The 23352-nt window shown below is 70.7% G+C and carries 30 protein-coding genes; 20 read left to right on the top strand and 10 right to left on the bottom strand.

Annotated elements, in window-relative coordinates; translation table 11 throughout:
* Positions 1–624: a LysE family translocator gene (locus ACZ7PG_RS24860; RefSeq protein WP_470241476.1), complete on the bottom strand. Its 624-nt coding sequence runs from the start codon at positions 622–624 to the stop codon at positions 1–3.
* Positions 624–1247: a LysE family translocator gene (locus ACZ7PG_RS24855; RefSeq protein WP_470241475.1), complete on the bottom strand. Its 624-nt coding sequence runs from the start codon at positions 1245–1247 to the stop codon at positions 624–626. The genes ACZ7PG_RS24860 and ACZ7PG_RS24855 overlap by 1 nt, the downstream gene beginning before the upstream one ends.
* 131 nt (positions 1248–1378) lie before the next feature.
* Here ACZ7PG_RS24855 and ACZ7PG_RS24850 point away from each other — a divergent pair, with 131 nt between their 5' ends.
* From ACZ7PG_RS24850 to ACZ7PG_RS24840, 3 genes are all read left to right on the top strand, one after another.
* On the top strand, positions 1379–1909 hold the full coding sequence (locus ACZ7PG_RS24850; protein ID WP_470241474.1) for a YdbT family protein: 531 nt from the start codon (positions 1379–1381) through the stop codon (positions 1907–1909).
* 51 nt (positions 1910–1960) lie between these two features.
* Complete coding sequence (locus ACZ7PG_RS24845) at positions 1961–2449, top strand: hypothetical protein (protein ID WP_470241473.1); 489 nt, start codon at positions 1961–1963, stop codon at positions 2447–2449.
* An 84-nt stretch (positions 2450–2533) separates the two neighbouring features.
* On the top strand, positions 2534–4549 hold the full coding sequence (locus ACZ7PG_RS24840) for a protein meaA (protein WP_470241472.1): 2016 nt from the start codon (positions 2534–2536) through the stop codon (positions 4547–4549).
* On the opposite strand, the gene ACZ7PG_RS24835 is transcribed toward ACZ7PG_RS24840, so the two are convergent.
* Positions 4542–5081, bottom strand: coding sequence for a cysteine hydrolase family protein (locus ACZ7PG_RS24835; RefSeq protein ID WP_470241471.1), 540 nt, complete (start codon positions 5079–5081; stop codon positions 4542–4544). The genes ACZ7PG_RS24840 and ACZ7PG_RS24835 overlap by 8 nt on opposite strands.
* 71 nt (positions 5082–5152) lie before the next feature.
* On the opposite strand from ACZ7PG_RS24835, the gene ACZ7PG_RS24830 reads away from it, so the two are divergent.
* The 4 genes from ACZ7PG_RS24830 to ACZ7PG_RS24815 all read left to right on the top strand — a co-directional run bounded on the left by ACZ7PG_RS24830 (position 5153) and on the right by ACZ7PG_RS24815 (position 7908).
* Positions 5153–6112 carry a GlxA family transcriptional regulator gene (locus tag ACZ7PG_RS24830; RefSeq protein ID WP_470241470.1) on the top strand — a complete coding sequence of 320 codons (960 nt, stop codon included), beginning with the start codon at positions 5153–5155 and terminating at the stop codon, positions 6110–6112.
* Positions 6109–6882, top strand: coding sequence for an enoyl-CoA hydratase-related protein (locus ACZ7PG_RS24825; protein WP_086672595.1), 774 nt, complete (start codon positions 6109–6111; stop codon positions 6880–6882). The genes ACZ7PG_RS24830 and ACZ7PG_RS24825 overlap by 4 nt, the downstream gene beginning before the upstream one ends.
* Before the next feature lie 64 nt (positions 6883–6946).
* Positions 6947–7447: a TetR/AcrR family transcriptional regulator gene (locus tag ACZ7PG_RS24820; RefSeq protein WP_470241469.1), complete on the top strand. Its 501-nt coding sequence runs from the start codon at positions 6947–6949 to the stop codon at positions 7445–7447.
* The gene (locus ACZ7PG_RS24815) at positions 7444–7908 is read left to right on the top strand and encodes a DUF2867 domain-containing protein (protein ID WP_470241468.1); all 465 of its coding nucleotides are present in this window, start codon (positions 7444–7446) and stop codon (positions 7906–7908) included. Before ACZ7PG_RS24820 ends, ACZ7PG_RS24815 begins: the two co-directional genes overlap by 4 nt.
* Here the strand turns inward: ACZ7PG_RS24815 and ACZ7PG_RS24810 are convergent.
* Positions 7880–8425 carry an NUDIX domain-containing protein gene (locus ACZ7PG_RS24810; RefSeq protein WP_470241467.1) on the bottom strand — a complete coding sequence of 182 codons (546 nt, stop codon included), beginning with the start codon at positions 8423–8425 and terminating at the stop codon, positions 7880–7882. The two genes, ACZ7PG_RS24815 and ACZ7PG_RS24810, sit on opposite strands and share 29 nt — an antisense overlap.
* 37 nt (positions 8426–8462) lie before the next feature.
* Here ACZ7PG_RS24810 and nucS point away from each other — a divergent pair, with 37 nt between their 5' ends.
* The 10 genes from nucS to ACZ7PG_RS24760 all read left to right on the top strand — a co-directional run bounded on the left by nucS (position 8463) and on the right by ACZ7PG_RS24760 (position 18085).
* A complete protein-coding gene (nucS, locus tag ACZ7PG_RS24805; RefSeq protein ID WP_470241466.1) occupies positions 8463–9122 on the top strand; it encodes an endonuclease NucS in 660 nt (219 codons plus the stop codon).
* A gap of 2 nt (positions 9123–9124) precedes the next feature.
* Entirely contained in the window at positions 9125–9328 is a 204-nt protein-coding gene (locus tag ACZ7PG_RS24800) for a DUF1653 domain-containing protein (protein ID WP_470241465.1), read from the top strand.
* A gap of 471 nt (positions 9329–9799) precedes the next feature.
* Complete coding sequence (locus ACZ7PG_RS24795) at positions 9800–10576, top strand: hypothetical protein (RefSeq protein ID WP_470241464.1); 777 nt, start codon at positions 9800–9802, stop codon at positions 10574–10576.
* Between the two features lie 200 nt (positions 10577–10776).
* Positions 10777–12474, top strand: coding sequence for a sodium:solute symporter family protein (locus ACZ7PG_RS24790; RefSeq protein ID WP_470241463.1), 1698 nt, complete (start codon positions 10777–10779; stop codon positions 12472–12474).
* 14 nt (positions 12475–12488) lie between these two features.
* Positions 12489–12773 (top strand): hypothetical protein, encoded by a 285-nt coding sequence (locus ACZ7PG_RS24785; protein WP_470241462.1) that lies wholly within the window; start codon positions 12489–12491, stop codon positions 12771–12773.
* Positions 12774–12820: 47 nt separating this feature from the next.
* Positions 12821–13825 carry a DUF3558 domain-containing protein gene (locus ACZ7PG_RS24780; RefSeq protein WP_470241461.1) on the top strand — a complete coding sequence of 335 codons (1005 nt, stop codon included), beginning with the start codon at positions 12821–12823 and terminating at the stop codon, positions 13823–13825.
* 65 nt (positions 13826–13890) lie between these two features.
* Positions 13891–14892: a dihydroxyacetone kinase subunit DhaK gene (dhaK, locus tag ACZ7PG_RS24775; protein ID WP_470241460.1), complete on the top strand. Its 1002-nt coding sequence runs from the start codon at positions 13891–13893 to the stop codon at positions 14890–14892.
* Positions 14892–15521, top strand: coding sequence for a dihydroxyacetone kinase subunit DhaL (dhaL, locus tag ACZ7PG_RS24770; RefSeq protein WP_470241459.1), 630 nt, complete (start codon positions 14892–14894; stop codon positions 15519–15521). The genes dhaK and dhaL overlap by 1 nt, the downstream gene beginning before the upstream one ends.
* Entirely contained in the window at positions 15518–16195 is a 678-nt protein-coding gene (gene dhaM, locus ACZ7PG_RS24765; protein WP_470241458.1) for a dihydroxyacetone kinase phosphoryl donor subunit DhaM, read from the top strand. The genes dhaL and dhaM overlap by 4 nt, the downstream gene beginning before the upstream one ends.
* A gap of 120 nt (positions 16196–16315) precedes the next feature.
* Positions 16316–18085, top strand: coding sequence for a 3-hydroxyacyl-CoA dehydrogenase family protein (locus ACZ7PG_RS24760; RefSeq protein ID WP_470241457.1), 1770 nt, complete (start codon positions 16316–16318; stop codon positions 18083–18085).
* Here the strand turns inward: ACZ7PG_RS24760 and ACZ7PG_RS24755 are convergent, their stop codons facing one another.
* From ACZ7PG_RS24755 to ACZ7PG_RS24740, 4 genes are all read right to left on the bottom strand, one after another.
* The gene (locus ACZ7PG_RS24755) at positions 18086–18607 is read right to left on the bottom strand and encodes a hypothetical protein (RefSeq protein WP_470241456.1); all 522 of its coding nucleotides are present in this window, start codon (positions 18605–18607) and stop codon (positions 18086–18088) included.
* 103 nt (positions 18608–18710) lie between these two features.
* The gene (gene tsaA, locus ACZ7PG_RS24750; RefSeq protein ID WP_470241455.1) at positions 18711–19121 is read right to left on the bottom strand and encodes a tRNA (N6-threonylcarbamoyladenosine(37)-N6)-methyltransferase TrmO; all 411 of its coding nucleotides are present in this window, start codon (positions 19119–19121) and stop codon (positions 18711–18713) included.
* Positions 19118–19543, bottom strand: coding sequence for a nucleoside deaminase (locus tag ACZ7PG_RS24745; protein ID WP_470241454.1), 426 nt, complete (start codon positions 19541–19543; stop codon positions 19118–19120). The genes tsaA and ACZ7PG_RS24745 overlap by 4 nt, the downstream gene beginning before the upstream one ends.
* The gene (locus ACZ7PG_RS24740; RefSeq protein ID WP_470241453.1) at positions 19540–20379 is read right to left on the bottom strand and encodes an LLM class flavin-dependent oxidoreductase; all 840 of its coding nucleotides are present in this window, start codon (positions 20377–20379) and stop codon (positions 19540–19542) included. Before ACZ7PG_RS24740 ends, ACZ7PG_RS24745 begins: the two co-directional genes overlap by 4 nt.
* A gap of 93 nt (positions 20380–20472) precedes the next feature.
* Between ACZ7PG_RS24740 and ACZ7PG_RS24735 the strand changes: the two genes are divergently transcribed.
* Both ACZ7PG_RS24735 and ACZ7PG_RS24730 read left to right on the top strand, forming a co-directional pair.
* Positions 20473–20937: an Lrp/AsnC family transcriptional regulator gene (locus ACZ7PG_RS24735; protein ID WP_470241452.1), complete on the top strand. Its 465-nt coding sequence runs from the start codon at positions 20473–20475 to the stop codon at positions 20935–20937.
* Positions 20921–21445: a P-loop NTPase family protein gene (locus tag ACZ7PG_RS24730; RefSeq protein WP_470241451.1), complete on the top strand. Its 525-nt coding sequence runs from the start codon at positions 20921–20923 to the stop codon at positions 21443–21445. Before ACZ7PG_RS24735 ends, ACZ7PG_RS24730 begins: the two co-directional genes overlap by 17 nt.
* A gap of 1 nt (position 21446) precedes the next feature.
* Here ACZ7PG_RS24730 and ACZ7PG_RS24725 read toward each other — a convergent pair whose 3' ends face one another.
* Positions 21447–21923, bottom strand: a complete 477-nt coding sequence (locus ACZ7PG_RS24725) for an Lrp/AsnC family transcriptional regulator (protein WP_470241450.1) — start codon at positions 21921–21923, stop codon at positions 21447–21449.
* Positions 21924–21981: 58 nt separating this feature from the next.
* Here ACZ7PG_RS24725 and ACZ7PG_RS24720 point away from each other — a divergent pair, with 58 nt between their 5' ends.
* Entirely contained in the window at positions 21982–23100 is a 1119-nt protein-coding gene (locus ACZ7PG_RS24720) for a trans-sulfuration enzyme family protein (RefSeq protein WP_470241449.1), read from the top strand.
* Here ACZ7PG_RS24720 and ACZ7PG_RS24715 read toward each other — a convergent pair.
* Positions 23097–23309: an FmdB family zinc ribbon protein gene (locus tag ACZ7PG_RS24715; protein ID WP_470241448.1), complete on the bottom strand. Its 213-nt coding sequence runs from the start codon at positions 23307–23309 to the stop codon at positions 23097–23099. The genes ACZ7PG_RS24720 and ACZ7PG_RS24715 overlap by 4 nt on opposite strands.
* Positions 23310–23352 lie beyond the last annotated feature (43 nt).

Here is a 23352-nt window from a genome sequence, read left to right as displayed (position 1 = left end):
TCAGCCTTCGAGGGCCAAGGCGGCACCGAAGCCGACGAGAGCCGCGCCCGTCGCGCCGTCCATGGCGCGGCGGACGCGGCGCCGCTCCAGCCACCCGCGCACCCGGTGCACGAAGAACAGCAGCAGCACCTGCCACACCACGCCGAGCGCGGCGACCGTGTAGGCCAGCAGCAGCGAGTCGGCGAAGGTCGACGCCGGGGTCAGGAACTGGGGCAGCACCGACAGGTACAGCACGATCACCTTGGGGTTGGTGATGTTCGACAGGAAGCCCTCACGGAACCGGCGCCACCGGGACGTGCGAGCGCGGCGGACGTCGTCCAGGTGCTCGTAGTTCCCGCGCCACGCACCGCGCAACGCCTGGATTCCCAGGAAGACCAGGTAGGCCGCGCCCAGCCACTTCACCGTCTCGAACAACGGCTGGTAGCGCGTGATCACCGCGCCGAGGCCGAACGCCACGGCCGTGCCCTGCAGGAAGTTCGCGACGCTGATGCCCGCGCACGCCCAGCCGCCGCCGCGCGCGCCGCCGGTCAGGGCGTTCTTCAGCACGACCATCGTGTCCGGGCCCGGCATCATCGCCAGGAACGCCATCATCCCGGCGAACCCCAGGTAGGTGTTCCACGTCATCAGGACTCCAGGGCGAGGGCGGCGCCGAACCCGAGCAGCGCGGTGCCGGTGACGCCGTCCAGCGTGCGGCGCACCCGGCGGCGGCCCAGCCACGCGCGGACGCGGTGCACGAACACCAGCAGCACCAGCAGCCACAGCCCGCCGAGCACCGCGACGGTGTAGGCGAGCAGCAGCGAGTCCCCGATGCTCGACCCGGCCGTCAGGAACTGCGGCAGCACGGACAGGTACAGCACCAGCACCTTCGGGTTCGTGATGTTGGAGAGGAACCCCTCGCGGAACCGCCGGAAGCCACCACCGCGGCGCCGCTGGACCTCCTCGACGACGGTGTAGTTCCCGCGGAACGCCCCGCGCAGCGCCTGGAAGCCGAGGAAGACGAGGTAGGCCGCGCCGACCCACTTGAGCGTGAGGAACACCGGCTGCGACCGCGCGACGAGGACGCCGAGCCCGAGCGCGGCGGCACTGCCCTGGACGGCGTTGCCGGCGAAGATGCCGAGCGAGGCGAGCAGCCCGCCGCGGAACCCGCCGGACAGCGCGTTCTTCAGCATCACCATCGTGTCCGGGCCCGGCGCGAGCACGATCAGGACCACGATGAGCAGGTAACTTCCGTAGGCACTCCACGTCACGGCTGCCCACGCTAATTGACGGGACCGGCCCGGGTCTCGCGGATTTCGGTCACAGTGCACCGAGCGTGCCCGGTCGCGCACAGCGTGCTCGGGGTTCGGCGACCAGGGCTTCCGCAGAGTAGTGTTCGGCCATGTCAGCAGGGGAAATCGATCTTCTACCCGGTGAGCGCGTGCTCTGGGCGGGCGAGCCGGTCCAGCGCCCGTTCTACGTCGCCGCGGACGGGGTGATCGCCCCTGCCGGACTCATCCTCGCCGTCGCCGCGCTCTGGTTCCTGCTGGCGAAGCAGCCCAGCGGCGGCGCCATGGGCGGGACCGTCGTGGTGCTGGTGATCGGCCTGTACGGCGCCGTCGGGCGGTCGGCCGTCCGGTACCTCGCGCTCGGGCGCACGACCTACGCCGTGACCGACAGCCGGATCATCGCGCGCACGGGGCTGTTCCGGCAGAAGGAACGCGCCAGCGTGCTGGCCGGGCTGTCGGCGCCGGTCCTCAAGCCGGGGCCCTCCCGCACCGGCACCCTGTCCTTCGCCGAGCCGGGGACCGTGACGCTGATGGGAGTCGGCGAGCCCAAGCGCGTCCGCGACCTGCTCACCAAGGCCATCGACGAGGCCAAGGCCCGCCAGGCCCCGCCGGAGGCGGACGCTTCGGGCACTTCGGCCGCCTGAGGGCAACCGACACGGCCTTCCCGGGCGTCAGCCCCGCAAAGGGAGGTCGCCGTGGAAGAACCGATCATCGCCCTGCAGCCGGGTGAGCGGCTGCTGTGGTCGGGGCGGCCGCGACGGGTCGTCCCGGTCGGCTGGGAGTGGTTCCGCCTCGGCTTCGGCTCGATCCTGGTGTCGGTGTTCACCGCCGCCACCGGGGCGGGCGTGGTCGCCGTCTTCGGGTTCGCGGTCGTCTGGGGACCGGTGCTCGCCCGGCTGTGGACGACGCATCGCGCGGTGTACGCGGTGACCGACCAGCGGGTCGTCGTGGCCGACCGCATCTCGGGCCGCACCCGCAAGTGGATGGATTCGACCACCCCGGCGGTCACCTCGCTCCGCGGCGACGGCGTCGGCACGCTCACCTTCCACCCGCTGTTCGAGACGGTGGACATCCTCGGCTTCGGCTTGCCGAAGAAGAACCAGCCGCGCCCGATCGCGCTGTTCGCCGTGCCGGACGCCGAGCAGGTCCGGGCGCTGATCGTGCGGGCTCTGGTCGCGGACTGAGTCACCCGGACGTGTCCCATCGCACTGCCACCGTAAGTTACCGCTCGGTACACTCGGCGAAACGTCCACCGCCGGAGGTGCCCAGTGCCGTACCCAACGGACCACGAGCGAGACCGACCGTGGGTGATGCGCACGTACGCGGGCCACTCCTCCGCGGCCGCGTCGAACGAGCTCTACCGGCGCAACCTCGCCAAAGGCCAGACCGGTCTCTCGGTCGCCTTCGACCTGCCGACCCAGACCGGCTACGACCCCGACCACCAGCTCAGCCGCGGTGAGGTCGGCAAGGTCGGCGTGCCCGTGTCGCACATCGGCGACATGCGGCGGCTCTTCGACGGCATCCCGCTCGCCGAGGCCAACACGTCGATGACGATCAACGCGCCCGCCATGTGGCTGCTCGCGCTGTACGTCTCCGTGGCGCGCGAGCAGGCCGAGGCCGAGGGCCGGGACGTCGACGAGGTCCTCGCGAAGCTCACCGGCACCACGCAGAACGACATCATCAAGGAGTACCTGTCCCGCGGGACCTACATCTTCCCACCGGGGCCGAGCCTGCGGCTGATCACCGACATGATCGCGTGGACCGTGCACCACGTGCCGAAGTGGAACCCGATCAACATCTGCAGCTACCACCTGCAGGAAGCCGGCGCGACGCCGACGCAGGAGGTCGCCTACGCGCTGTGCACCGCGATCGCCGTGCTCGACGCCGTCCGCGACTCCGGGCAGGTCGAGGCGGCCGACATGGCCAAGGTCGTCGCGCGGATCTCGTTCTTCGTCAACGCCGGCGTCCGGTTCGTCGAGGAGATGTCCAAGATGCGCGCGTTCACCGCGCTCTGGGACGAGCTCACCCGGGACCGTTACGGCGTAACGGATCCGAAGGCCCGCCGGCTGCGCTACGGCGTCCAGGTCAACTCGCTGGGCCTCACCGAAGCCCAGCCGGAGAACAACGTCCAGCGGATCGTGCTCGAGATGCTCGCGGTGTCGCTTTCCCGCGACGCGCGGGCCCGCGCGATCCAGCTGCCCGCCTGGAACGAGGCGCTCGGCCTGCCGCGGCCGTGGGACCAGCAGTGGGCGCTGCGGATGCAGCAGGTGCTCGCGTTCGAGACGGACCTGCTGGAGTACGAGGACATCTTCGACGGCTCGCACGTCATCCAGGCCAAGGTCGACGAGATCATGACCGGCGCGCGCGAGGAGATCGCCCGCGTGCAGGACCTCGGCGGCGCGGTCGCCGCCGTCGAAAGCGGCTACATGAAGTCGCAGCTGGTCGGCTCGCTGGCCGAGTACCGCCGCGGGATGGAGAACGGCGAGCGCGTCCTGGTCGGCGTCAACAAGTTCGAGACGACCGAGCCGTCGCCGCTGCAGGCCGAGGGGGCGAAGGCGATCGAGACGATCGATCCCGCCGTCGAGAAGGCCGCCGTCACCGCGATCGAGGAGTGGCGGACGCAGCGCGACGACGACGCCGTCGAGCGGTCCCTGGCCGCGTTGAAGGAACGGGCGCAGACCACGGAAAACCTCTTCGAGGCCACTGTGGACTGTGCGCGGGCCGGTGTCACCACCGGCGAGTGGTCCGGCGCGCTGCGCGAGGTGTTCGGCGAATACCGGGCGCCCACCGGGGTTTCCGCGGCCGCCGCGGGTGGCGGCGACCCGGGGATCGAGCGGGTGCGCTCGCGGGTCCGGGAAACCGAGGCGGAGCTCGGCGAGCGGCTGCGGATCCTGGTCGGCAAGCCCGGCCTCGACGGGCACTCCAACGGCGCCGAGCAGGTCGCCGTCCGGGCTCGCGACGTCGGTTTCGAGGTCGTCTACCAGGGCATCCGGCTGACACCCGAGCAGATCGTCGCGGCCGCCGTGCAGGAAGGCGTGCACGTCGTCGGGCTGTCGGTGCTCTCCGGCTCGCACCTGGAGGTCGTCCCGCACGTCGTCGACGGCCTGCGCGCCGCGGGCGCCGGTGACGTGCCGGTGATCGTCGGCGGCATCATCCCGCCGGACGACGCCGCGCTGCTGACCGAGCGCGGCATCGCCCGCGTGTTCACGCCCAAGGACTACGAGCTGACCCAGATCATGGACGGCATCGTCTCGCTGGTCCGGGAGCGTCACGGCCTCAGCTGAGGTCAGCCAGGATCTCCTTCGTGGACTTCACGGTGGCGAACTGGTTCGCCAGGTTCGCCGCCGTGACGCGGTACAGCTCGTCGGCGGTCACCTCCGGGAGGTCGAACGTGAACGTCGCGTCAAGCGCGAAAGTCACGTCGTAGCCCAGGTTCCCGCCCATTCGCGCGGTGGTCTCGCAGCAGAAGTTCGTCTGGATCCCGGCGAGCACGAAGCTCGTGATGCCGCGCTTGCGCAGCCACGCGTCGAGGTCGACGTCGCCGAGGAACGCCGAGTTGACCTTCTTGCCGAACACCAGGTCCGGCCGCGCGCCGTCGAGCTCGGGCTTGAAGTCGTTCCCGGGCTGGCCGGGCCGCAGTGACGACTGCGGCCCCGTCGAGTCGTGGTGCACCAGCACGACCGGCCGCCGCCGCTCCTGCCACGCGTCGAGCAGTGCCTTGATGTTCGCCTCCGCGCCGGGGTTGTTGCGCGGGCCCCAGACGGGCTCGTCGAACCCGCGCTGGACGTCGATCAGGATGAGTGCCGTTTCGGTCATGACGTCGAGTTTCGCGGGATTCTCGCGCTCAGGGGAGTGGCAGAAGACGCGCGATGCGGTACTTTCCTGCCATGCGCACGATCGGCGTTCTCCTGCTGCCGGGCACCCGGATGTTCGACCTGGCGGTGATCGGCGAGGTCTGGGGCCAGGACCGCACCGACAGCGGGATCGGCCCGTTCACCTTGCGGTTGTGCAGTCAGGGCCGGGTCCGCACGGCCGTCTCGCCGTTCGGTGACGTCGCGGCGACGCACGGGCTCGCCGGCCTCGACGGCTGCGACCTCGTCCTGGCGCCGGGCCGCGACGACCCGCTCGCGCCGGTCTCGCCGGCCGCCGTCGCGGCGCTGCGGCGGGCGCACCGGGCCGGGACGACCGTCGCCGCGCTGTGCTCGGGCGCGTTCACGCTGGCCGCCGCCGGCCTGCTCGACGGCCGCCCGGCGACCACCCACTGGCGCGACTTCGACGCCCTGACCGTCGCCGCGCCGCGCGCCGACCTCCAGCGCGACGTGCTCTACACCGACGACGGCGGCATCCTGACGTCGGCGGGCGTCGTCGGCGGCCTCGACCTCTGCCTGCACCTGGTCCGCCGCGACCACGGCGCCGACATCGCTGCCGCACTCGCCCGCCGCCTGGTGATGCCGCCGACGCGCGAGGGTGGGCAGCGGCAGTACGTCGACACCCCGGTGCCTTCCGCCACGCGGCCGGGTTTGTCGTCCACAATGGACTGGGCGCTGGCGCGGCTCGGTTCCGGGATCGGTGTCGACGACCTGGTCGGGCACGCGCGGATGAGCGAACGGACGTTCCACCGCGAGTTCGCCGCGGCGACCGGCGTGACACCGGGGCGCTGGCTGCGCGTGCAACGCGTCCGCCTCGCGCAACAGCTCCTGGAGACGACGTCGTTGCCGGTCGAGCGGGTCGCGGAGCGTTCGGGCCTGGGCACGGCCGCGAATCTGCGACGCCGGATGCGTGCCGAAGTCGGCGTCGGGCCGGACAGCTATCGGCGCACCTTCCGGCGGGTTACCGTCGGGGCATGACCGAGTACGAACACATCCTGGTCAAGCGCGACGGCGACACCGTCACGATCACCATGAACCGCGCCGCGCGGCGCAACTCGCTGTCCGCGGACCACCTGGCCGAGCTGCTCGCCGCGTTCCACGAGGCGGGGACGTCCGACGCGACCGGCATCGTGCTGGCCGGCGCCGGGCCGGTGTTCTCCGCCGGGCACGACTTCGGCGACGTCGCCGCGCGCGACCTGATGGGCGTGCGCGAGCTGCTCACGCTGTGCACGGACCTGATGAAGACCATGCAGTCCGTGCCGCAGGTCGTCATCGCGCGGGTGCACGGCCTGGCCACGGCGGCGGGGTGCCAGCTCGTGGCGTCGTGCGACCTCGCGATCGCCGCCGAATCGGCGGGCTTCGCGCTGCCGGGTGGCAAGGGTGGCTGGTTCTGCCACACCCCGGCGGTCCCGGTGGCGCGCTCGATCGGCCGCAAGCGCCTGATGGAGCTGGCGCTGACCGGCGACGTCATCGACGCGCCCACCGCGCTCGACTGGGGCCTGGTCAACCGCGTCGTCCCCGACGATCAGCTCGACGACGCCGTCGCCGAGCTGCTGGGGCGCGCGACGCGCGGCAGCCGGGCCAGCAAGACGATGGGCAAGGTCACGCTGTACGCCCAGCTCGACCGGCCCGAAGCCGACGCCTACGCGATCGCGCTGGAGGTCATGGCCTCGGCGTCGCAGCTGCCCGGCGCGCGCGAAGGCATGGCGGCGTTCCTGGAGAAGCGCAAGCCCTCCTGGCCCGACTGAGCCATTCCGGTTCCGGCCGGTCTTCGTCGTGGCCGCGAGCCGTACAATACGGTATGGTATGGCCATGGCGGGCAAGCGGGACTGGCTGGACGCGGGGTTGACGCTGCTGGCGGAGCAGGGTGCGCCGGCGCTGACGATCGAGCGGCTGACCGAGCGGCTCGGCCTGTCGAAGGGCTCCTTCTACCACCACTTCAAGGGCATCGCCGGCTACCGGACCGCCCTGCTGGAGCACTTCGAGGCCGAACGCACGACCCGGTTCGTGGAGCAGGCCGAAGCCGCTTCGGGTGACCGCCTGGGCGCGTTGCTGAAGCTCGTTCTTTCGCCGGGACCCGGGCCGGAGCTGGAGATCGCCGTCCGGGCGTGGGCCCTGCAGGACGCCGAAGCGAGGGCGGTCCAGGAGCGCGTCGACCGGACCCGCGTGACCTACCTGACCGAGATCAGCGGCGACGCCGGCCTGGCGCAGGCGCTGTACCTGATCGTCGTCGGCGCCGGGCAGGTCGTGCCGCCGCTGTCCGGCCGGCAGCTCAAGAGTGCGTTGGAACTCGTTCTGGGGAGAAGGAAATGACCGAGCCGTTCGTCGAGGGCGCCGATTACGTGGAGTTCAAGGAGATCGAAAGCGAGAACAGCCTGCGCGAGTTCGTCGCGGGCGTGTTCGGCTGGTCGCCCGTCTGGGTGAAAGTCCTGTTCGGTGCCCGGTACGTGCTCGCGAAGGCGTTGCGGCTGGACACCGCGGCCGTTCCGCGCACCGGCCGGCTCCGGCCCGAGGACGTCGGGTTCGCGCCCGGCGACCGGGTCGCGTTCTTCACCGTCCGGGCCGGCGACCCGGAGCGCTACCTCGTCGCGGGCGTGGACGACAGTCACCTGAGCGGGTACCTGACGGTCGAGGCGGTGCCCCGCGGCTACCGGCTCGGCACGCTCGTGCACTTCCACAACCGCGTCGGGCCGGCCTACTTCGCGCTGATCAAGCCGTTCCACCACCTGGTGATCCGCGGGATGCTCAAGGCCGGTGCCGCTCGAACAGCATGAGCTGCGCCCACGCGGCGATCGACTGCGCGTCGGTGATCTCACCGGCCAGGATCATCTTCTCGAGGTCCGCGCGCGCGAACCACGCGCTGCGCATGTCCTGCTCCTCGAGCTCGCGTTCGGGCTCGCCTTCGGTGATGTCCGTGGCGAGGAACACCCAGCCGCGCTGGCTGCTCATGCCGGCGGCGACGTCGAGCTTGCCGAGCGGCACCATCGAGCCGGCGCGCAGACCGGTCTCTTCGCGCAGTTCGCGCACGGCGAGCTCGGCGGGCGGCACGTCGGCGAGGTCGGGCGCGGTGCCCTGCGGGAACTCCCAGCGCCGTTCGCCCAGCGGGTAGCGGAACTGCTCGACCAGCCGGAACCGGTCGCCGTCCTGGGCGATGACGAGCGCGTAGTCCGGCTTGTCGATCACGCCGTAGAGGCCGGCCGAGCCGTCGGGGCGGCGGATGTCGTCCTCCCGCACGGTCATCCAGTTGTTCCGATACACCTCGCGGGACGCGACACGCTGAATGGGGTCCACGCGCCCAGTATCACCGAGGCTGTCCTACCCTCCTCGGGTGCGTCTCGTGATCGCGCGGTGCCAGGTCGACTACGCCGGCCGGCTCACCGCCCACCTGCCGATGGCCACCCGCCTGTTGCTCGTGAAGTCCGACGGGTCGGTGTCCGTCCACTCCGACGACCGCGCGTACAAGCCGTTGAACTGGATGAGCCCGCCCTGCTGGCTGATCGAGGACGGCAAGATCTGGATCGTCGAGAACAAGCAGGGCGAGAAGCTGGTGATCTCGATCGAGGAGATCTTCCACGACTACAGCCAGGCACTGGGCGCGGAACCGGGCCTCCAGAAGGACGGCGTCGAGGCGCACCTGCAGGAGCTGCTGGCCGAGCACATCAAGACCCTCGGCGACGGCTACACCCTGGTCCGCCGCGAGTTCCCGACACCGATCGGCCCGGTCGACATCATGGCCCGCGACGCGGACGGCAAGTCGGTGGCGGTGGAGATCAAGCGCCGCGGCGAGATCGACGGGGTGGAGCAGCTGACGCGGTACTTGGAGCTGCTGAACCGGGACCCGCTGCTGGCCCCGGTCCAGGGGGTGTTCGCGGCCCAGATCATCAAGCCGCAGGCCCGGACGCTGGCGGAGGACCGCGGGATCCGGTGTCTGACCCTGGACTATGACGAGCTGCGCGGCATCGAGTCCGACGCGTTCCGGCTGTTTTAGCCGTGGAGCCCGGGCGGTACGTGCACTACAAGGGCGGCGAGTACGAGGTGCTCGGGCTGGCGCGGCACAGCGAGACGGAAGAAGAGCTGGTCGTGTACCGGGCGCTGTATGGAGCGCGGGGGCTGTGGGTTCGGCCGGCGGCGATGTTCGGGGAGACGGTGGAGACCGCGGACGGTGTGGTGCCGCGGTTCCGGCGGGTGGACTGAGGTTCATCGCACGTCGAAGGCGATCGCGTAGGTGCTTCATCGGCACCTCCGTGATCGTGGGATGAAGATCGCGGGAAGCGCGCCCGTTGTTTCAGGTGCGGGTGACCTCGGGGCCTCCGTTCGGCCCACAGGGGCGGGCCCGGCGCCGATACCGAATCGATGCCGAATTGCGGTATCTGATTCCCCGCTGATTACTCCGCAAGGAAATCGTTAACCCGATAGGTCGCCGATAAGTGATCGCCTCCTTTCTGACCTGCCTTTATGCGCTGTTCGGGTGAGTTCGGGATCTTATTGCGCCGACTCGTGGGACACTCGATTTCGAGGGGTTCCGCCGGTGTGTCCGGTGTGCCGGAGGGTGGTGCGCTCGGCCGTCTTTCTTCGTCGTGCCAACGTTTCAATCGCCTTCGAGCTCGGTGTGTGCATGTCGTCCGGCCGGTGTGCGCGCTTTTCGCCTGCACGGAGGAGGAAGTCATGCGTTATCGCCCACTCGGTTCCGATCCGGCCGACCCGCGTCTGGGGCGGTTCATTCCGGACGACTGGCGGCACGTCGAACGGTATCCGCTCGCCGCGCTCTCCGCGGAAGATCGGCCCAGCCGGGCGCCCGTCGTGATCGGGGTCAACTGGTACTCCGCCTTCGACACCCCGGCGGAGGACAAGGCCTCCGGCGAGTTCTTCATCGCCAAGGCCGGCGTCAAGAAGCTGGGCCGGATCCGCGGCGGCCACTGCGTCTGCCTCGAGCCGGGCGGCACCCCGGACACCGACGCCAACTACGCGTTCTACGACCAGGGCAAGGAAGGCGCCTGCGTCGGCTTCGGCTGGTCGCGCTGCATGTCGCTCTTCAACGGCAGCGAGTACACCGCCCGCTGGCTCTGGGACTCGGCCAAGAAGCGCGACGAGTGGGCCGAAACCAACCCCGGTGACGACAACGGCACGTCGGTCCGTGCCGCGGCCGAGGTGCTCAAGGAGGCCGGGCACGTCCTCTGGGACGACTCCTACGCCAACGACGACTGGCAGGCGCGCGAGAAGTACACGCCCGAGGCCAAGCAGGGCATCAAGGCCTTCCGCTGGGCCAAGTCGGTCGACGACGTGCACTCGGTGCTCGCCAACCCGCGGGCCGACGAGCTCGGCGCCGTGCCGCTGCTCAACTCGTGGGGCCCGGGCTACCCGCACCGCACCTACCTACCCGACGAAGTGCTCGCCAAGCTGATCGAAGAAGACGGCGAGATCGCGGTCCCGACCGACCGGTGATCCACCACCGCTCCCGCGGCGTCTGACGGAGGGCGCGTTTCCCCAGCTCACAGCCGGGGGGACGCGCCCTCTGACCACTTTGGACACGTCAGCGTGCCGACCCTGAATCCATGCAGTACTGTCCGGATCCGACAGGGTAGTGGTGATTCCTGTCGGTTGTTGTCCGGTTTGAACAAAGGTACTGCCGGGAGGTGGGTCGGGTGCTCGTCCTAGCCGATGCGAACCTGCGACTCGACGCGAGCGCGATCGACTACATCGAGTTGGCGTTCTACTTCGTGCTCGTGCTCGGCATCGGGTACCTGGCGCGGCGTCAAGTGTCCAGCAGCCTCGACTTCTTCCTGTCGGGCCGCTCGCTGCCCGCCTGGGTCACCGGCCTGGCGTTCATCTCGGCGAACCTCGGCGCGGTCGAGGTCATGGGCATGTCGGCCAACGGCGCCCAGTACGGCCTGCCGACCGTCCACTACTTCTGGATCGGCGCGATCCCGGCGATGCTGTTCCTCGGCATCGTGATGATGCCGTTCTACTACGGCTCGAAGGTCCGCAGCGTCCCCGAGTTCATGCGCCGGCGCTTCGGCAAGCCGGCCCACCTCGTCAACGGTGTCAGCTTCGCCGCCGCTCAGATCCTGATCGCCGGCGCGAACCTGTTCCTGCTGGCCAGCGTCGTGAACCTGCTGCTCGGCTGGCCGCTGTGGGTGTCGATCATCATCGCCGCTGTGATCGTCCTCTCCTACACCGCGCTCGGCGGCCTCTCCGCCGCGATCTACAACGAGGTCCTGCAGTTCTTCGTGATCGTGATCGCGCTGGTCCCGCTGACGATCATCGGCCTGGTCAAGGTCGGTGGCTGGCAGGGCCTGGTCGACAAGGTCACCAACAGCCCGGGCGGCACCGCCCAGCTGCACTCCTGGCCCGGTGACAACCTCACGGGCTTCGGCAACAACATCCTGTCGATTCTCGGCATCGTGTTCGGTCTGGGCTTCGTGCTGTCGTTCGGTTACTGGACGACGAACTTCGTCGAGGTCCAGCGCGCGATGGCGTCGAAGAGCATGTCCGCCGCGCGGCGGACGCCGATCATCGGCGCGTTCCCGAAGATGTTCGTGCCGTTCATCGTGATCATCCCCGGCATGATCGCCGCGGTCACCGTGTCCGAGTACGTCAAGGACAAGCAGGTCCTGCTCGACGGCGGCACCGCGGAAAGCGGCGTCACCTTCAACAACGCGCTGCTCCTGCTGATGCGCGACCTGCTCCCGAACGGCATGCTCGGCATCGCGATCGCCGGCCTGCTGGCCTCGTTCATGGCCGGCATGGCCGCGAACCTCAGCTCGTTCAACACGGTCTTCACGTACGACATCTGGCAGACGTACATCAAGAAGGACAAGCCGGACGGCTACTACCTGCGTCTCGGCCGCATCGTGACGTCGGTCGGCACGATCCTCGCCATCGGCACCGCGTTCATCGCGTCGAACTCCGGCAACATCCTGAACTACCTGCAGGACCTGTTCTCCTTCTTCAACGCGCCGCTGTTCGCGACGTTCATCCTGGGCATGTTCTGGAAGCGGATGACGCCGCACGCCGGCTGGAGCGGCCTCGTGCTCGGTACCGCGTCCGCGATCACCGTCTGGGGCCTGTCGCAGGCCGGGGTGATCGGCCTGAGCGGCCAGGGCACCAGCTTCGTCGCCGCCGGGACCGCGTTCGTCGTCGACATCGTGGTGAGCGTCGTGGTGTCGCTGGCGACCAAGCCGAAGCCCGACGAAGAGCTGGTGGGGCTGGTCTACTCGCTGACGCCGAAGGAAACGCGCAAGCACGACGACACCGGCGAGAACGCGGGCTGGTACCGCAAGCCGGGCCTGCTCGCGGGCATCGTGCTCATCCTGACCATCGTCCTCAACGTCATCTTCTAGGAGGTTTGACGGTCATGGCTACCGAGTCCACTTCACAGCCCAAGAAGGCGGGCGCTTTCGACATCCGGCTGATCATCGCCCTGCTGATCGGCGTCTACGGCGTCATCCTCACGGTGATGGGCGCCTTCTTCACCTCCGACGCCGATCGGGAGAAGGCGGCCGGGGTGAACATCAACCTGTGGGCCGGGATCGGCATGCTGGTGGTCGCCGCCGCGTTCGTCATCTGGGCTCAGGTCCGGCCGCTGGTCGTGCCGGCGGAGACCGAGACCGGCGACACCACCCCCGCGGCGGGGGAATAGCCGGGTTGTCCGGACAGCGGCGCGCTGGTTTCGCTACCGTGCACCGCGTGCTCCCTGACGTTCGGCGCCGCCGTCTCCCGAAGCTGTTCCTGCTGGTCACCGCCCTCGCGCTGCCGCTGACCGCGTGCGGGCAGGACCTCGGCAAGTCCAACTTCGCGCGGACGACGGTGCCCGCGGCGGCCGGCACCGGCCAGGTCACCGACGGCCCGATCACCGATGCCGCCGTGGCGGCGAACGTCCTGCGCACGATCAAGCCGTGCCAGTTCCTGACCAAGGAGGCGCTCGGCGCGCTGGGCCTCGGCACGGTCGAGGAGGACCCGTCGCCGTCGTCGATCGCCTTCGACCGGTGCGGCAACAAGGTGAAGGATCCCGGCGGCAAGGAGATCCGGCTCGACTTCGAGATCGGCGGCACCCTGCTGCCGCACGCGGACAAGACGACCGGACAGGTCGGCGGGCTCCCGCTGCGCGTGAACAAGACCGACGACACGAGCTGCACGGTCGCGACGATGACGGCGCTGAACCCGGACATGGCGCTGACGGTCTCGGTCACCTACCCCGGCGACCCGTGCCGGCCCGGCCAGACGCTGATGGACGCCATCGTGCAGAAGCTCCACAGCTCGCCGGAGAAGTACTCGACGCCCGCGGGCACCCTGCTGACCGCCGACCCGTGCGCGATGGCCGATACCGCGGCGGTCGCGCCCAGCGTGCCGTCGGCGAAGTCCGCGCCTTCGGGCCTGCACTCCTGCCAGTGGCAGAGCAACGGCGCCAACCCGACCGTGACCGTCGAGTTCCTGCCGGGACTGCCGCCGATCCTCGGCGACGGTTACTCCAAGGTGGACCTGGGCAGCGGCGTCACGGCGTTCCAGAAGCAGGCGAGCGGGAGCACATCGCGGTGCACGGTGGAGTGGCAGCACCGGCCGTGGCAGGGCGACGATGTCGAACTGGCCCAAGTGGACTACGAGAACTACAACGCCCAACCGGCCACCGACGACCCGTGCGGCAAGGCGGTCACCGTCGCGAAGAACGTCGTCACGAAGCTCCCCAAACCCTGACCTGGCGGCGGGCCGCGCGGAGAGGTAGGAAGGGAACCCCACCCGCCGATGTGCCGGAGGTTGCCGTGAAGAAGATCATCAACGATCCGGCGAACGTCGTCGCGGAGTCGCTGCGGGGCCTCGCGGCCGCGCACGCGGACATCCTGCGGGTCCAGGAGGATCCGGACGTCGTGGTCCGGGCCGACGCGCCGGTCGCCGGCAAGGTCGCCGTCATCTCCGGCGGCGGGTCCGGGCACGAGCCGCTGCACGGCGGGTTCGTCGGCCTCGGCATGCTCGCCGCCGCCGTGCCCGGCGCGGTGTTCACCTCGCCGACGCCGGACGCCGTGCAGGCCGCCGTCACCGCGACCACCGGCGAAGCGGGCGCCCTGCTCATCGTGAAGAACTACACCGGTGACGTGCTGAACTTCGAGACGGCCGCCGAGCTGGCCGCCGCCGAAGGCCTCGAGGTGCGCAGCGTCGTGATCGACGACGACGTCGCGGTCAAGGACTCGACCTACACCGCGGGCCGCCGCGGGGTCGGCGGCACGGTGCTGCTGGAGAAGATCACCGGCGCGGCCGCCGAGCGGGGCGACTCGCTCGACGCCGTGACCGCGCTGGCGCGGAAGGTGATCGGCCAGGTGCGGTCGATCGGCGTCGCGCTGACCGCGCCGACCGTGCCGCACGCCGGCACCCCGAGCTTCGACCTCGGCGACGGCGAGATCGAGTTCGGCATCGGCATCCACGGCGAGCCCGGCCGCGAACGGATCCCGCTCGAACCGGCCGACGCGCTGGTGGCGCGCCTGGTCCAGGCAGTGGTGGAGGACCTGCCGTTCGAGTCCGGCGACCGCGTGCTGCTGTTCACCAACTCGATGGGCGGCACCCCGCTCGTCGAGCTCTACCTGGCGCACGGCATCGCCGAGCGGCTGCTGGCCGAGCGTGGGATCGTGGTCGAACGCCGGCTGGTCGGCCCGTACATCACCAGCCTCGAGATGCAGGGGATGAGTCTGACGTTGCTCAAGCTGGACGACGAGCTGACCGAGCTCTGGGACGCGCCGGTCAACACCGCGGCGCTGCGGTGGGGGGTCTGATGACCTGCAAGGCCGACGGGGTCGCGGCGGCCGTGCGTGCCGCGGCGGCCGTCGTCGCCGAGCACCGCGCCGAGCTCATCGAACTCGACCGCGCCATCGGCGACGGTGACCACGGCGAGAACCTGAACCGCGGGTTCACCGCCGTCGTCGCGGCGCTCGACGCGGGCGCGCCGGAGACACCGGGCGCGGTGCTGAAGCTCGTCGCGACGACGTTGATCTCCAAGGTCGGCGGGGCCGCGGGACCGTTGTACGGCACGGCTTTCCTGCGTGCCTCGGCCAAGCTCGGCACCGCCGCGGACCTCGACGTGCCGGCGCTGCTGGACGCGCTGCGCGCCGGGCTCGAAGGCGTCCAGGCCCGCGGGAAGGCTGTCGGCGGCGACGCGACCATGGTCGACGCCCTGATCCCGGCGGTGGCGGCCGCGGAGAAGGCGGCCGAGGACGGCGGGGACGTCGCCGCGGTGCTGACCGCGGCGGCCGACGCGGCCGACCGCGGCGCGGAGTCCACAGTGGAGCTGGTGCCGCGCAAGGGTCGCGCGTCCTACCTGGGCGAGCGCGCGGTCGGGCACCTGGATCCCGGCGCTCGGTCTTCGGCGCTGCTGCTGCGCGCGTTCGCCGAGGCCGCCCGGTGAGCGTCGGCATCGTGCTCGTTTCGCACAGCGCGAAGCTCGCGGAAGGCTTGGCGGAACTGGCCGCCCAGATGGCCCCGGACGTCACCATCCTGGCCGCGGGGGGTCTTTCCGACGGCTCGATCGGCACGGACTACGACGAGGTCGTCGCGGCCACCCAGCGCGCCGACTCCGGCGACGGCGTCGTGCTGCTCTACGACCTCGGCAGCGCGCAGATGACCGCTGAGCTCGCCGTCGAATCGCTGGCCGATCCCTCGGCCGCGATCGTCGCGGACGGCCCGCTGGTCGAAGGCGCGATCGCGGCGGCGGTCGCGGCGCAGTCGGGCAAGGACCGCAAGGCGGTGGCGGAGGCCGCGGCGTCCGCCGGGATGCCCGAGGACCTTTCGCCGGCCGAACCCGCCGCCGCCGGTGATGGCGACGAGGTCGAGCTGGTGCTGCGGAACGAGGTCGGGCTGCACGCGCGGCCGGCCGCGGTGCTGGTGCGCGCGCTGAGCGCGTTCGACGCCGAGGTCACCGTCCGGCTCGGCGACCAGGAGGCCGACGGCCACAGTGTGCTGGGGCTGATGTCGCTCGGGGCCCGCCAGGGTGACCGGATCCGCGTGCGGGCGCGCGGACCGCAGGCGCGCGCCGCGCTGGACAAGGCGAAAGAGCTGGTGGACGGCAACTTCGGCGAGTGAGTCCGGTTCGCCGACCGGGTGACTTGCGCGGTACTGACTCGATTCCGTCTGGGCTTCCGGCGGTTCCGTGTGGCAGAGTCAGGGGCCAATTACCAGCGAGTAACATCTCTGGAGGCCTCGATGGCGCGGGACATCTCGACGGTCGGAGTGGTCGGCCTGGGCACGATGGGGGCCGGGATCGCCGAAGTGCTCGCGCGCAGCGGGCTCGACGTCGTGACGGTCGAGCTCGACGAAACCGGCGTCGCCCGGGGTCGCGGGCACATCGAGCACTCGACCGAGCGCGCGCTCTCCGGCGGCAAGCTCGATCCGGCCGGCCGGGACGCCCTGCTGGGCCGGATCCGGTACAGCACCTCGCTCTCGGATCTGTCCGAAGTGGACCTCGTGGTCGAGGCGATCCCGGAGAGCCTGGAGCTGAAGGCCGACGTCTTCACCGAGCTGGACAAGATCACCCGGCCCGAGGTGATCTTCGCGTCCAACACGTCGTCGCTGTCGATCACCGAGATCGGGGTGCACACCGCGCGTCCCGGCAAGGTCGTCGGCATGCACTTCTTCAACCCGGCGCCGGTGCAGAAGCTCGTCGAGATCGTGAAGACCGTGGTGACCGAGCCGGAGGTGGTCACCGACGTGGTGGCGTTCGCCGAGCGGCTCGGCAAGGTGCCGGTGGTGATCGGCGACCGGGCCGGGTTCATCGCGAACGCGCTGCTGTTCGGCTACCTCAACCACGCGGTGCGGATGTACGAGCAGCGCTACGCCACGCGCGAGGACCTCGACGCCGCGATGCGCTTCGGCTGCGGGTACCCGATGGGCCCGCTCGCGCTGCTCGACCTGATCGGGCTGGACACCGCGTACGAGATCCTCGACACGATGTACCACCAGTCCCGCAACCGGCTGCACGCGCCGGCGCCGCTGCTCAAGCAGATGATCACGGCGGGCCAGCTGGGCCGCAAGACCGGCAGGGGCTTCTACGCCTACGACGCGCCGGATTCGCCCACCGTGGTCTCGGACGCTTCGGTCAAGTCCACAGTGGAGGGTGTGCCGCCGCGGCCGGTGTCCCGGGTCGGCGTGATCGGCACCGGGACGATGGCGACCGGCATCGCGGAGGTGTTCGCCAAGCGCGGCCTCGACGTCGTGCTGCGCGCCCGGAGCCTGGAGAAGGCGCAGGCGTCGGTGGCTCGCGTCAAGAAGTCGCTCGACAAGGCCGTGGTCAAGGGCAAGCTGTCCGAAGAGGACGCTGCTTTGGCCTTGGCTCGGATCACCCCGGTGACCGACTTCGAGGCGCTGGCCGACGTCGACCTGGTCGTCGAGGCGGTGGCCGAGGAGCTGTCGGTGAAGCAGGCGGTGTTCGCGGCACTGGACGAGGTCGTCCGCCCGGGCGCGGTGCTGGCGACGACGACGTCTTCGCTGCCGGTGATCGAGTGCGCGGCGGCGACGTCCCGGCCGTCCGACGTGATCGGCCTCCACTTCTTCAACCCGGCCCCGGTGATGAAGCTGGTGGAGGTGGTCTCGACGATCGCGACCGCCCCGGACGTGGTGGCCACGGCGAGCGCGGTCTGTTCGGCGGTGGGCAAGCACGCGGTCCACTGTGGAGACCGCGCGGGCTTCATCGTCAACGCCCTGCTGTTCCCGTACCTGAACGACGCGGTGAAGATGCTCGAGGCCCATTACGCGGGTGCCAACGACATCGACACGGCGATGAAGGTGGGCTGTGGCCTGCCGATGGGTCCGTTCGAGCTGCTGGACGTGGTCGGGCTCGACGTGTCGCTGGCCATCCAGCGGACGCTGTACAACGAGTTCCGCGAAGAGGGTTTCGCGCCGGCGCCGCTGCTGGAGCACCTCGTGACGGCCGGGCGGCTGGGCCGGAAGACCGGGAAGGGCTTCAAGGACTACTGATCAGCTGCCCAGGCTGAGGGCGACGTTCCCGTTCCGCGCGTCGTCGGGTTGCACCATGATCCGGCCTCGGTGGGACACCTCGACGAGGTAGAACTTCTCGCCCGCCGGAACGTTCGGCGCGGACAGCGTGAACACGCAGCTGCCGCCGCCGTTCGGCCGCCCGGTCCCGAGAGCGCCTTGGGAGAGCACGGTTCCCGCGGCGTTGTAGACGGTGACCGTGGTCCCGGTGGTGATGTCCGAGTAGCCGCCGGAACCGCCACAGGTGCTGTAGGCGTACCCGCCGCTGTTCAGCGTGAACGTGCCGCGGAGGTCGAACGCCTCCCCGGACGTGGGCGTGCCGGGGATCCCGGTGGGCGCACCGGAATCCGCCAGGTCCAGGCCCACCCACAGGGCGCCCACCAGTGCCGCGCCGCCGGCGGCCGCGAGCAGCAGATGCCAAGGGTTCGTTCCGGTGCGCACCGTGGGCGGAGCCTGCGGCGGCGCCCACGGGTCCGGCAGCACAGGTTCGAACGCACTGGTCATCGCGGCCTCCGTCGGCACGTCCGGGGATTGCTCCGTTTGCAGGAGGGAGGTCGGCCGGATGGCGACGGTCGTTACCGGGGTGCCCCGATCGTGATCGTGCGGCTCAGCGCTCGGTCACCTCGCCGAGGACCGGTTTCACGTCCAGGACCGGGGTGCCGTCGATTGCTTCGAGGCCCGTCACCGTGAGCGTGCCGTTCTCGGCCGCCGTCACCGTCACCGTGTGGAGGCCGATCGGGTTCGGGCGGTCCGGGGAGCGTGTCGAGAACACTCCTTCGAGGGGACGGTCCGGGTCGCTGCGCGGGTGCACCGACTGGACCTCGCGGTCGGCTTCGTGCAGCCACGTCAGCAGCACCACGCGGTCGCCCGGGCGGAGGTCGGCCGCGGCCCGGTGGAACTCCGGGGCGAACACCACCCGGGCCGGTGGAGCGCCCTCGTCGGCTTGCCTCGGGGCCGTCGCGCGGTCCGTCAAGGACGACTCGATGTGCGCCACCGGGTGCACTTCGAAGGCCGTCACTTGTAGTAGCCGTCCACCGGTACGCGGGCCTCGTCGAACAACGCCGGGCCGTCCAGCTCGTAGCCCCACTTGACCGGCGGTCGCAGCGTGAGGAACTGCTCCGTCGACAGCGCGTAGACGACGCGGCCGAGCCCGGACCGCTCGATCGCGCCGGTGCACATCCCGCACGGCTGGGTGCTGGTGAACATCGTGGTCGTCGCCGCGGCTTCGGGGGTCAGGTTCTGCGCCGCCCAGCGGGCGAGCTTCAGCTCCGGGTGCGCCGTGATGTCGTTGTCGGACAACGACGTGTTGCGGTCTTCGGCCAGGACGTTGCCGTCGGCGTCGGCCAGCAGCGAGCCGAACGGCGGGTTGCCGTGCTCCTCGCGCGCTTCGCGGGCGAGGTCGATAGCGCGCCGCAACAGGGTTTCTTCGGTGTCCTTCACCGATTCTCCTTCCAGGACGCGGCGATCGCCGCGAGGTCCCGCCACGCGACCTCCGGGTGGAGGGTCTCGGCGGGGTCCGAATCGAACGGGTCGAGCACGACGGTGTCCGCGCCCAGCGCCCGCAACTGCGCCAGGTCGTCGAGGATCTGGTCGAGGGTGCCTTCCCCGGCACGGCGGCCCGGGCCGGTCAGCTCTTCGCCGGTCACCCGCAGGAGGATGCGCGGCGCGAACGCCGGCACCGGCCGGTCGCCGGCCAGGGTTTTCAGGCGCTCCAAGCCTTCCCGGAAGCCGGACATGGTCAGCCGCAGCGGGTGCCACGCGTCGCCGAGCTCCACCGCGCGGCGCAGCCCGGCGTCGCTGTGCCCGCCCAGCCAGAGCGGGATCGGGCCGGCGCGGTAGTCGTCCTGGTCGGCCCAGGCCGCGCGGATCGTCCGGAGGTACTCGCTGGTCAGCTTCCCGCGCTGCTCGAACGGCACGCCGAGCGCGTCGAACTCCTGCTTCGCCCAGCCGATACCGGCGCCGAGCACGAGCCTGCCGCCGCTGAGCGCGTCGAGGTTCGCCGCCATCCGGGCCACCAGCAGGGGATGCCGGTACGGCACGACCAGCACGGTGGTGCCGAGCCGCACCCGCTCGGTGACGCCCGCGAGCCACGACAGCGTCGTGAACGGCTCGTAGAACGGCGCCGGGTACTGGCCGGCGACGTCCGGGGTGATCGCGACGTGGTCGGAGACCATCAGCAGGTCGTAGCCGAGGCCTTCGACGGTCCGCGCCCACGCGCGCAGTACGCCGGGGTCGGTGCCTGGGCCGAAGTTGGGGACGTTCACGCCGATCTTCACTCGGAAAGGCTATCGAGGTCAAAGCCGTGATCGGAAGGGAATGATCACGGCGTTCGGCGGCTTCGGCCGTGGATCTCGCGGTACATTCGCCCCATGACCGAGAGTCTCGATCAGACGGACTGGGCCATCCTCGTCGAGCTGCAGCAGGACGCCCGGCTGCCGCTCACCGAACTGGGCCGCCGCGTGAACCTCAGCGCGTCGGCCACGACCGAACGGCTCCGGCGGCTCGAGTCGGCCGGCGTGATCACCGGCTACCGCGCCGAGATCGATCTCGGCAAGGTCGGCTACGCGGTGCTCGCCGTCGTCCGGCTCAAGTACCCCGGCAGCCGGCACGAGGCACTGCACAAGCTGCTCGGCGAGCGCCTCGAGATCCTCGAATGCCTGCGCACCACCGGCGACGACTGCTACACGCTCAAGGTCGCCGCGGCCTCGATGGCCCACCTCGAGCGCACGATGGACGAGCTGGCGCAGTTCGGCAGCACGACCACGAGCATCGTCTACAGCCAGACGCTGCCCTACCGCGGACCGCGGGAGCCCGCCCGTGATCTCGACGCCTGAGCGGATCGTCGTCTACGGCGTGACCGGCTCGGGCAAGTCGACGCTCGCGGCCCGCATCGCCGAGCGCACCGGCCTGCCCTACGTCTCGGCCGACGACCTCACCTGGCTGCCGGGCTGGGTCCAGGTGTCCGACGAGGAGCAGCGCCGCCGCATCGCCGAGGTGTGCGCGGGGGAGCGCTGGGTCCTCGACGCGGCGTACACCCGGTGGAAGGACGTCGTGCTGCCGCGCACCCAGCTCATCGTGGGTCTCGACTACCCGCGCTGGCTTTCGCTGGGCCGCCTGGTGCGCCGGACCGCCCTGCGCTCGGTGACCCGCGAGCGGATCTGCAACGGCAACGTCGAGTCGTTCCGCCAGATGTTCTCCGCGGACTCGATCATCCGCTGGCACTTCGCGTCGTTCGCGCGGAAGCGGGCGCGGATCCGGGAGTGGGCCGCCGAACCGCCGTGCCCCGCGGTCGTCCGGGTGACGTCTCCGCGCGAGACCCGTCGCTGGCTCGAGTCGCTCTGACTCACGCGCCCGGCGGGAGCAGCGGGCCGCCGCTCCAGTGCTGGAAGACGAGGTTCGTGTGCACGCGAGCGACCTCGTCCCGGGCCGTCAGCTCGTCGAGCACCAGGCGCTGCAGCTCGGCGGCGGAGCTGGTCGCGACGTGCGCGAGGAAGTCGTCCGGCCCGGTCAGGTGGTAGACCGCACGCACCTCGGGTAGGGACAGCAGGTGCTCGATGAACGGGTCCACCAGCGGCCGCCGGTGCGGGCGGACCTGGACGAACAGGAACGCCTCCAGCGGACGGCCCAGCTTCGCCGCGTCGACCGACGCGTGCTGCCCGGTGATCACGCCGGTGTCCCGCAGCCGGGCGACGCGGTCCAGGCACGTCGACGGCGCGATGCCGACCGCGGCCGCCAGGTCCTTGTTGGTGACCCGGGCATCGTTCTGGAGCAGGCGCAGAATTTCGAGATCAACCGGACTCAGTTCGACGGAATCGGCCATCGGCGAATGATATCCGAGACTGTTGCTCCGGATCCGGTGAAAGCTCGACGATGCTGACATGACCTCCTCGCTGCGCACGCGTGCCGTCCACGCCGGCCGTGACGACCTCACGGACCTCGGCGTGCACGCCGTCCCGCTCGACCTGTCGACGACCTACCCCTCCCGCGACAGTGCCGCCGAAGCCGCCCGGATCGACGAGTTCGCCGCCGGCGGCGAACTCGACGGCCCGCCGATCTACGGCCGGGTGGGCAACCCGACCGTCGAACGGTTCGAGCGGGCGCTCGCCGAGCTCGAAGGCTTCGAGCACGGCGTCGCGTTCGCCAGTGGCATGGCCGCTGTCTCGGCCTGCCTGCTTTCCGCGGTGGCGCAAGGGAAACGGCACGTCGTCGCCGTTCGCCCGCTGTACGGCTGCAGCGACCACCTGCTCGAGTCCGGGCTGCTCGGCACGGAGGTCACCTGGGCCGCGCCCGACGCCGTCGCCGCCGCGATCCGGCCGGACACCGGGCTGGTGTTCGTCGAGACGCCGGCGAACCCGACGCTCGCCGAGGCCGACATCGCCGCGTTGGCAGTCGCCTGTGGGGACGTGCCCCTATTGGTGGACAACACTTTCGCGACCCCGGTGCTCCAGCGCCCCGGCCGCCACGGCGCGCGGATCGTGCTGCACAGCGCGACGAAGTTCCTCGGCGGCCACGGCGACGTCATGGGCGGGGTCGTCGCGTGCGACGCCGCGGAAGCCGCCCGGCTGCGGCAGATCCGCTTCGCCACCGGCGGCGTGCTGCACCCGCTCGCCGGATACCTGTTGCTGCGCGGGCTTTCCACGCTGCCGCTGCGTGTAAACGCGGCGTCGGAGACCGCGGCGACGCTGGCCTCACGGCTCGGCGAGCACCCGGCCGTGACCGCCGTCCACTACCCGCGCCTCGGCGGGCCGCTGGTGGCGTTCGAGGTCGAGGGCGACCCGCACGCCCTGATCGGCGCGGTCCGGCTGATCACGCCGGCCGTCAGTCTCGGCAGCGTCGACACGCTGATCCAGCACCCGGGTTCGATCAGCCACCGGATCGTCGACGTGGGCGACCGGCACGACGCGGGGGTGTCCGACCAGCTGATCCGGCTGTCGGCCGGGCTCGAGGACGTCGAGGACCTGTGGGCCGACCTCGAGCAGGCGCTGAAGGCGCTCTAGCCGCAGCAGCCGCCGCCACAGCAGCCACCGCCGCCGCCCGCCGGGACCGCGGGTCCGCTCGCGGCCCCGGTGAGGGCGACCGTGGTGAGCAGCTTGACGGTGTCGGCGTGGCCCTCGGGGCAGGCCGCCGGCGCGCTCGATTCGCTCATCGGGCGCAGGAGCTCGAAGGTCTCGGTGCACTCGCGGCAGCGGTAGGCGTAGGTCGGCATGCCGCGATTATCGCCGGACGGCCGGGTGGATGGGAAGCTGGGC

Source organism: Amycolatopsis sp. NPDC114504 (assembly GCF_055633595.1).
Note: the sequence above shows the minus strand (reverse complement) of the source record. Positions and strands in the feature narration are given on the sequence as shown.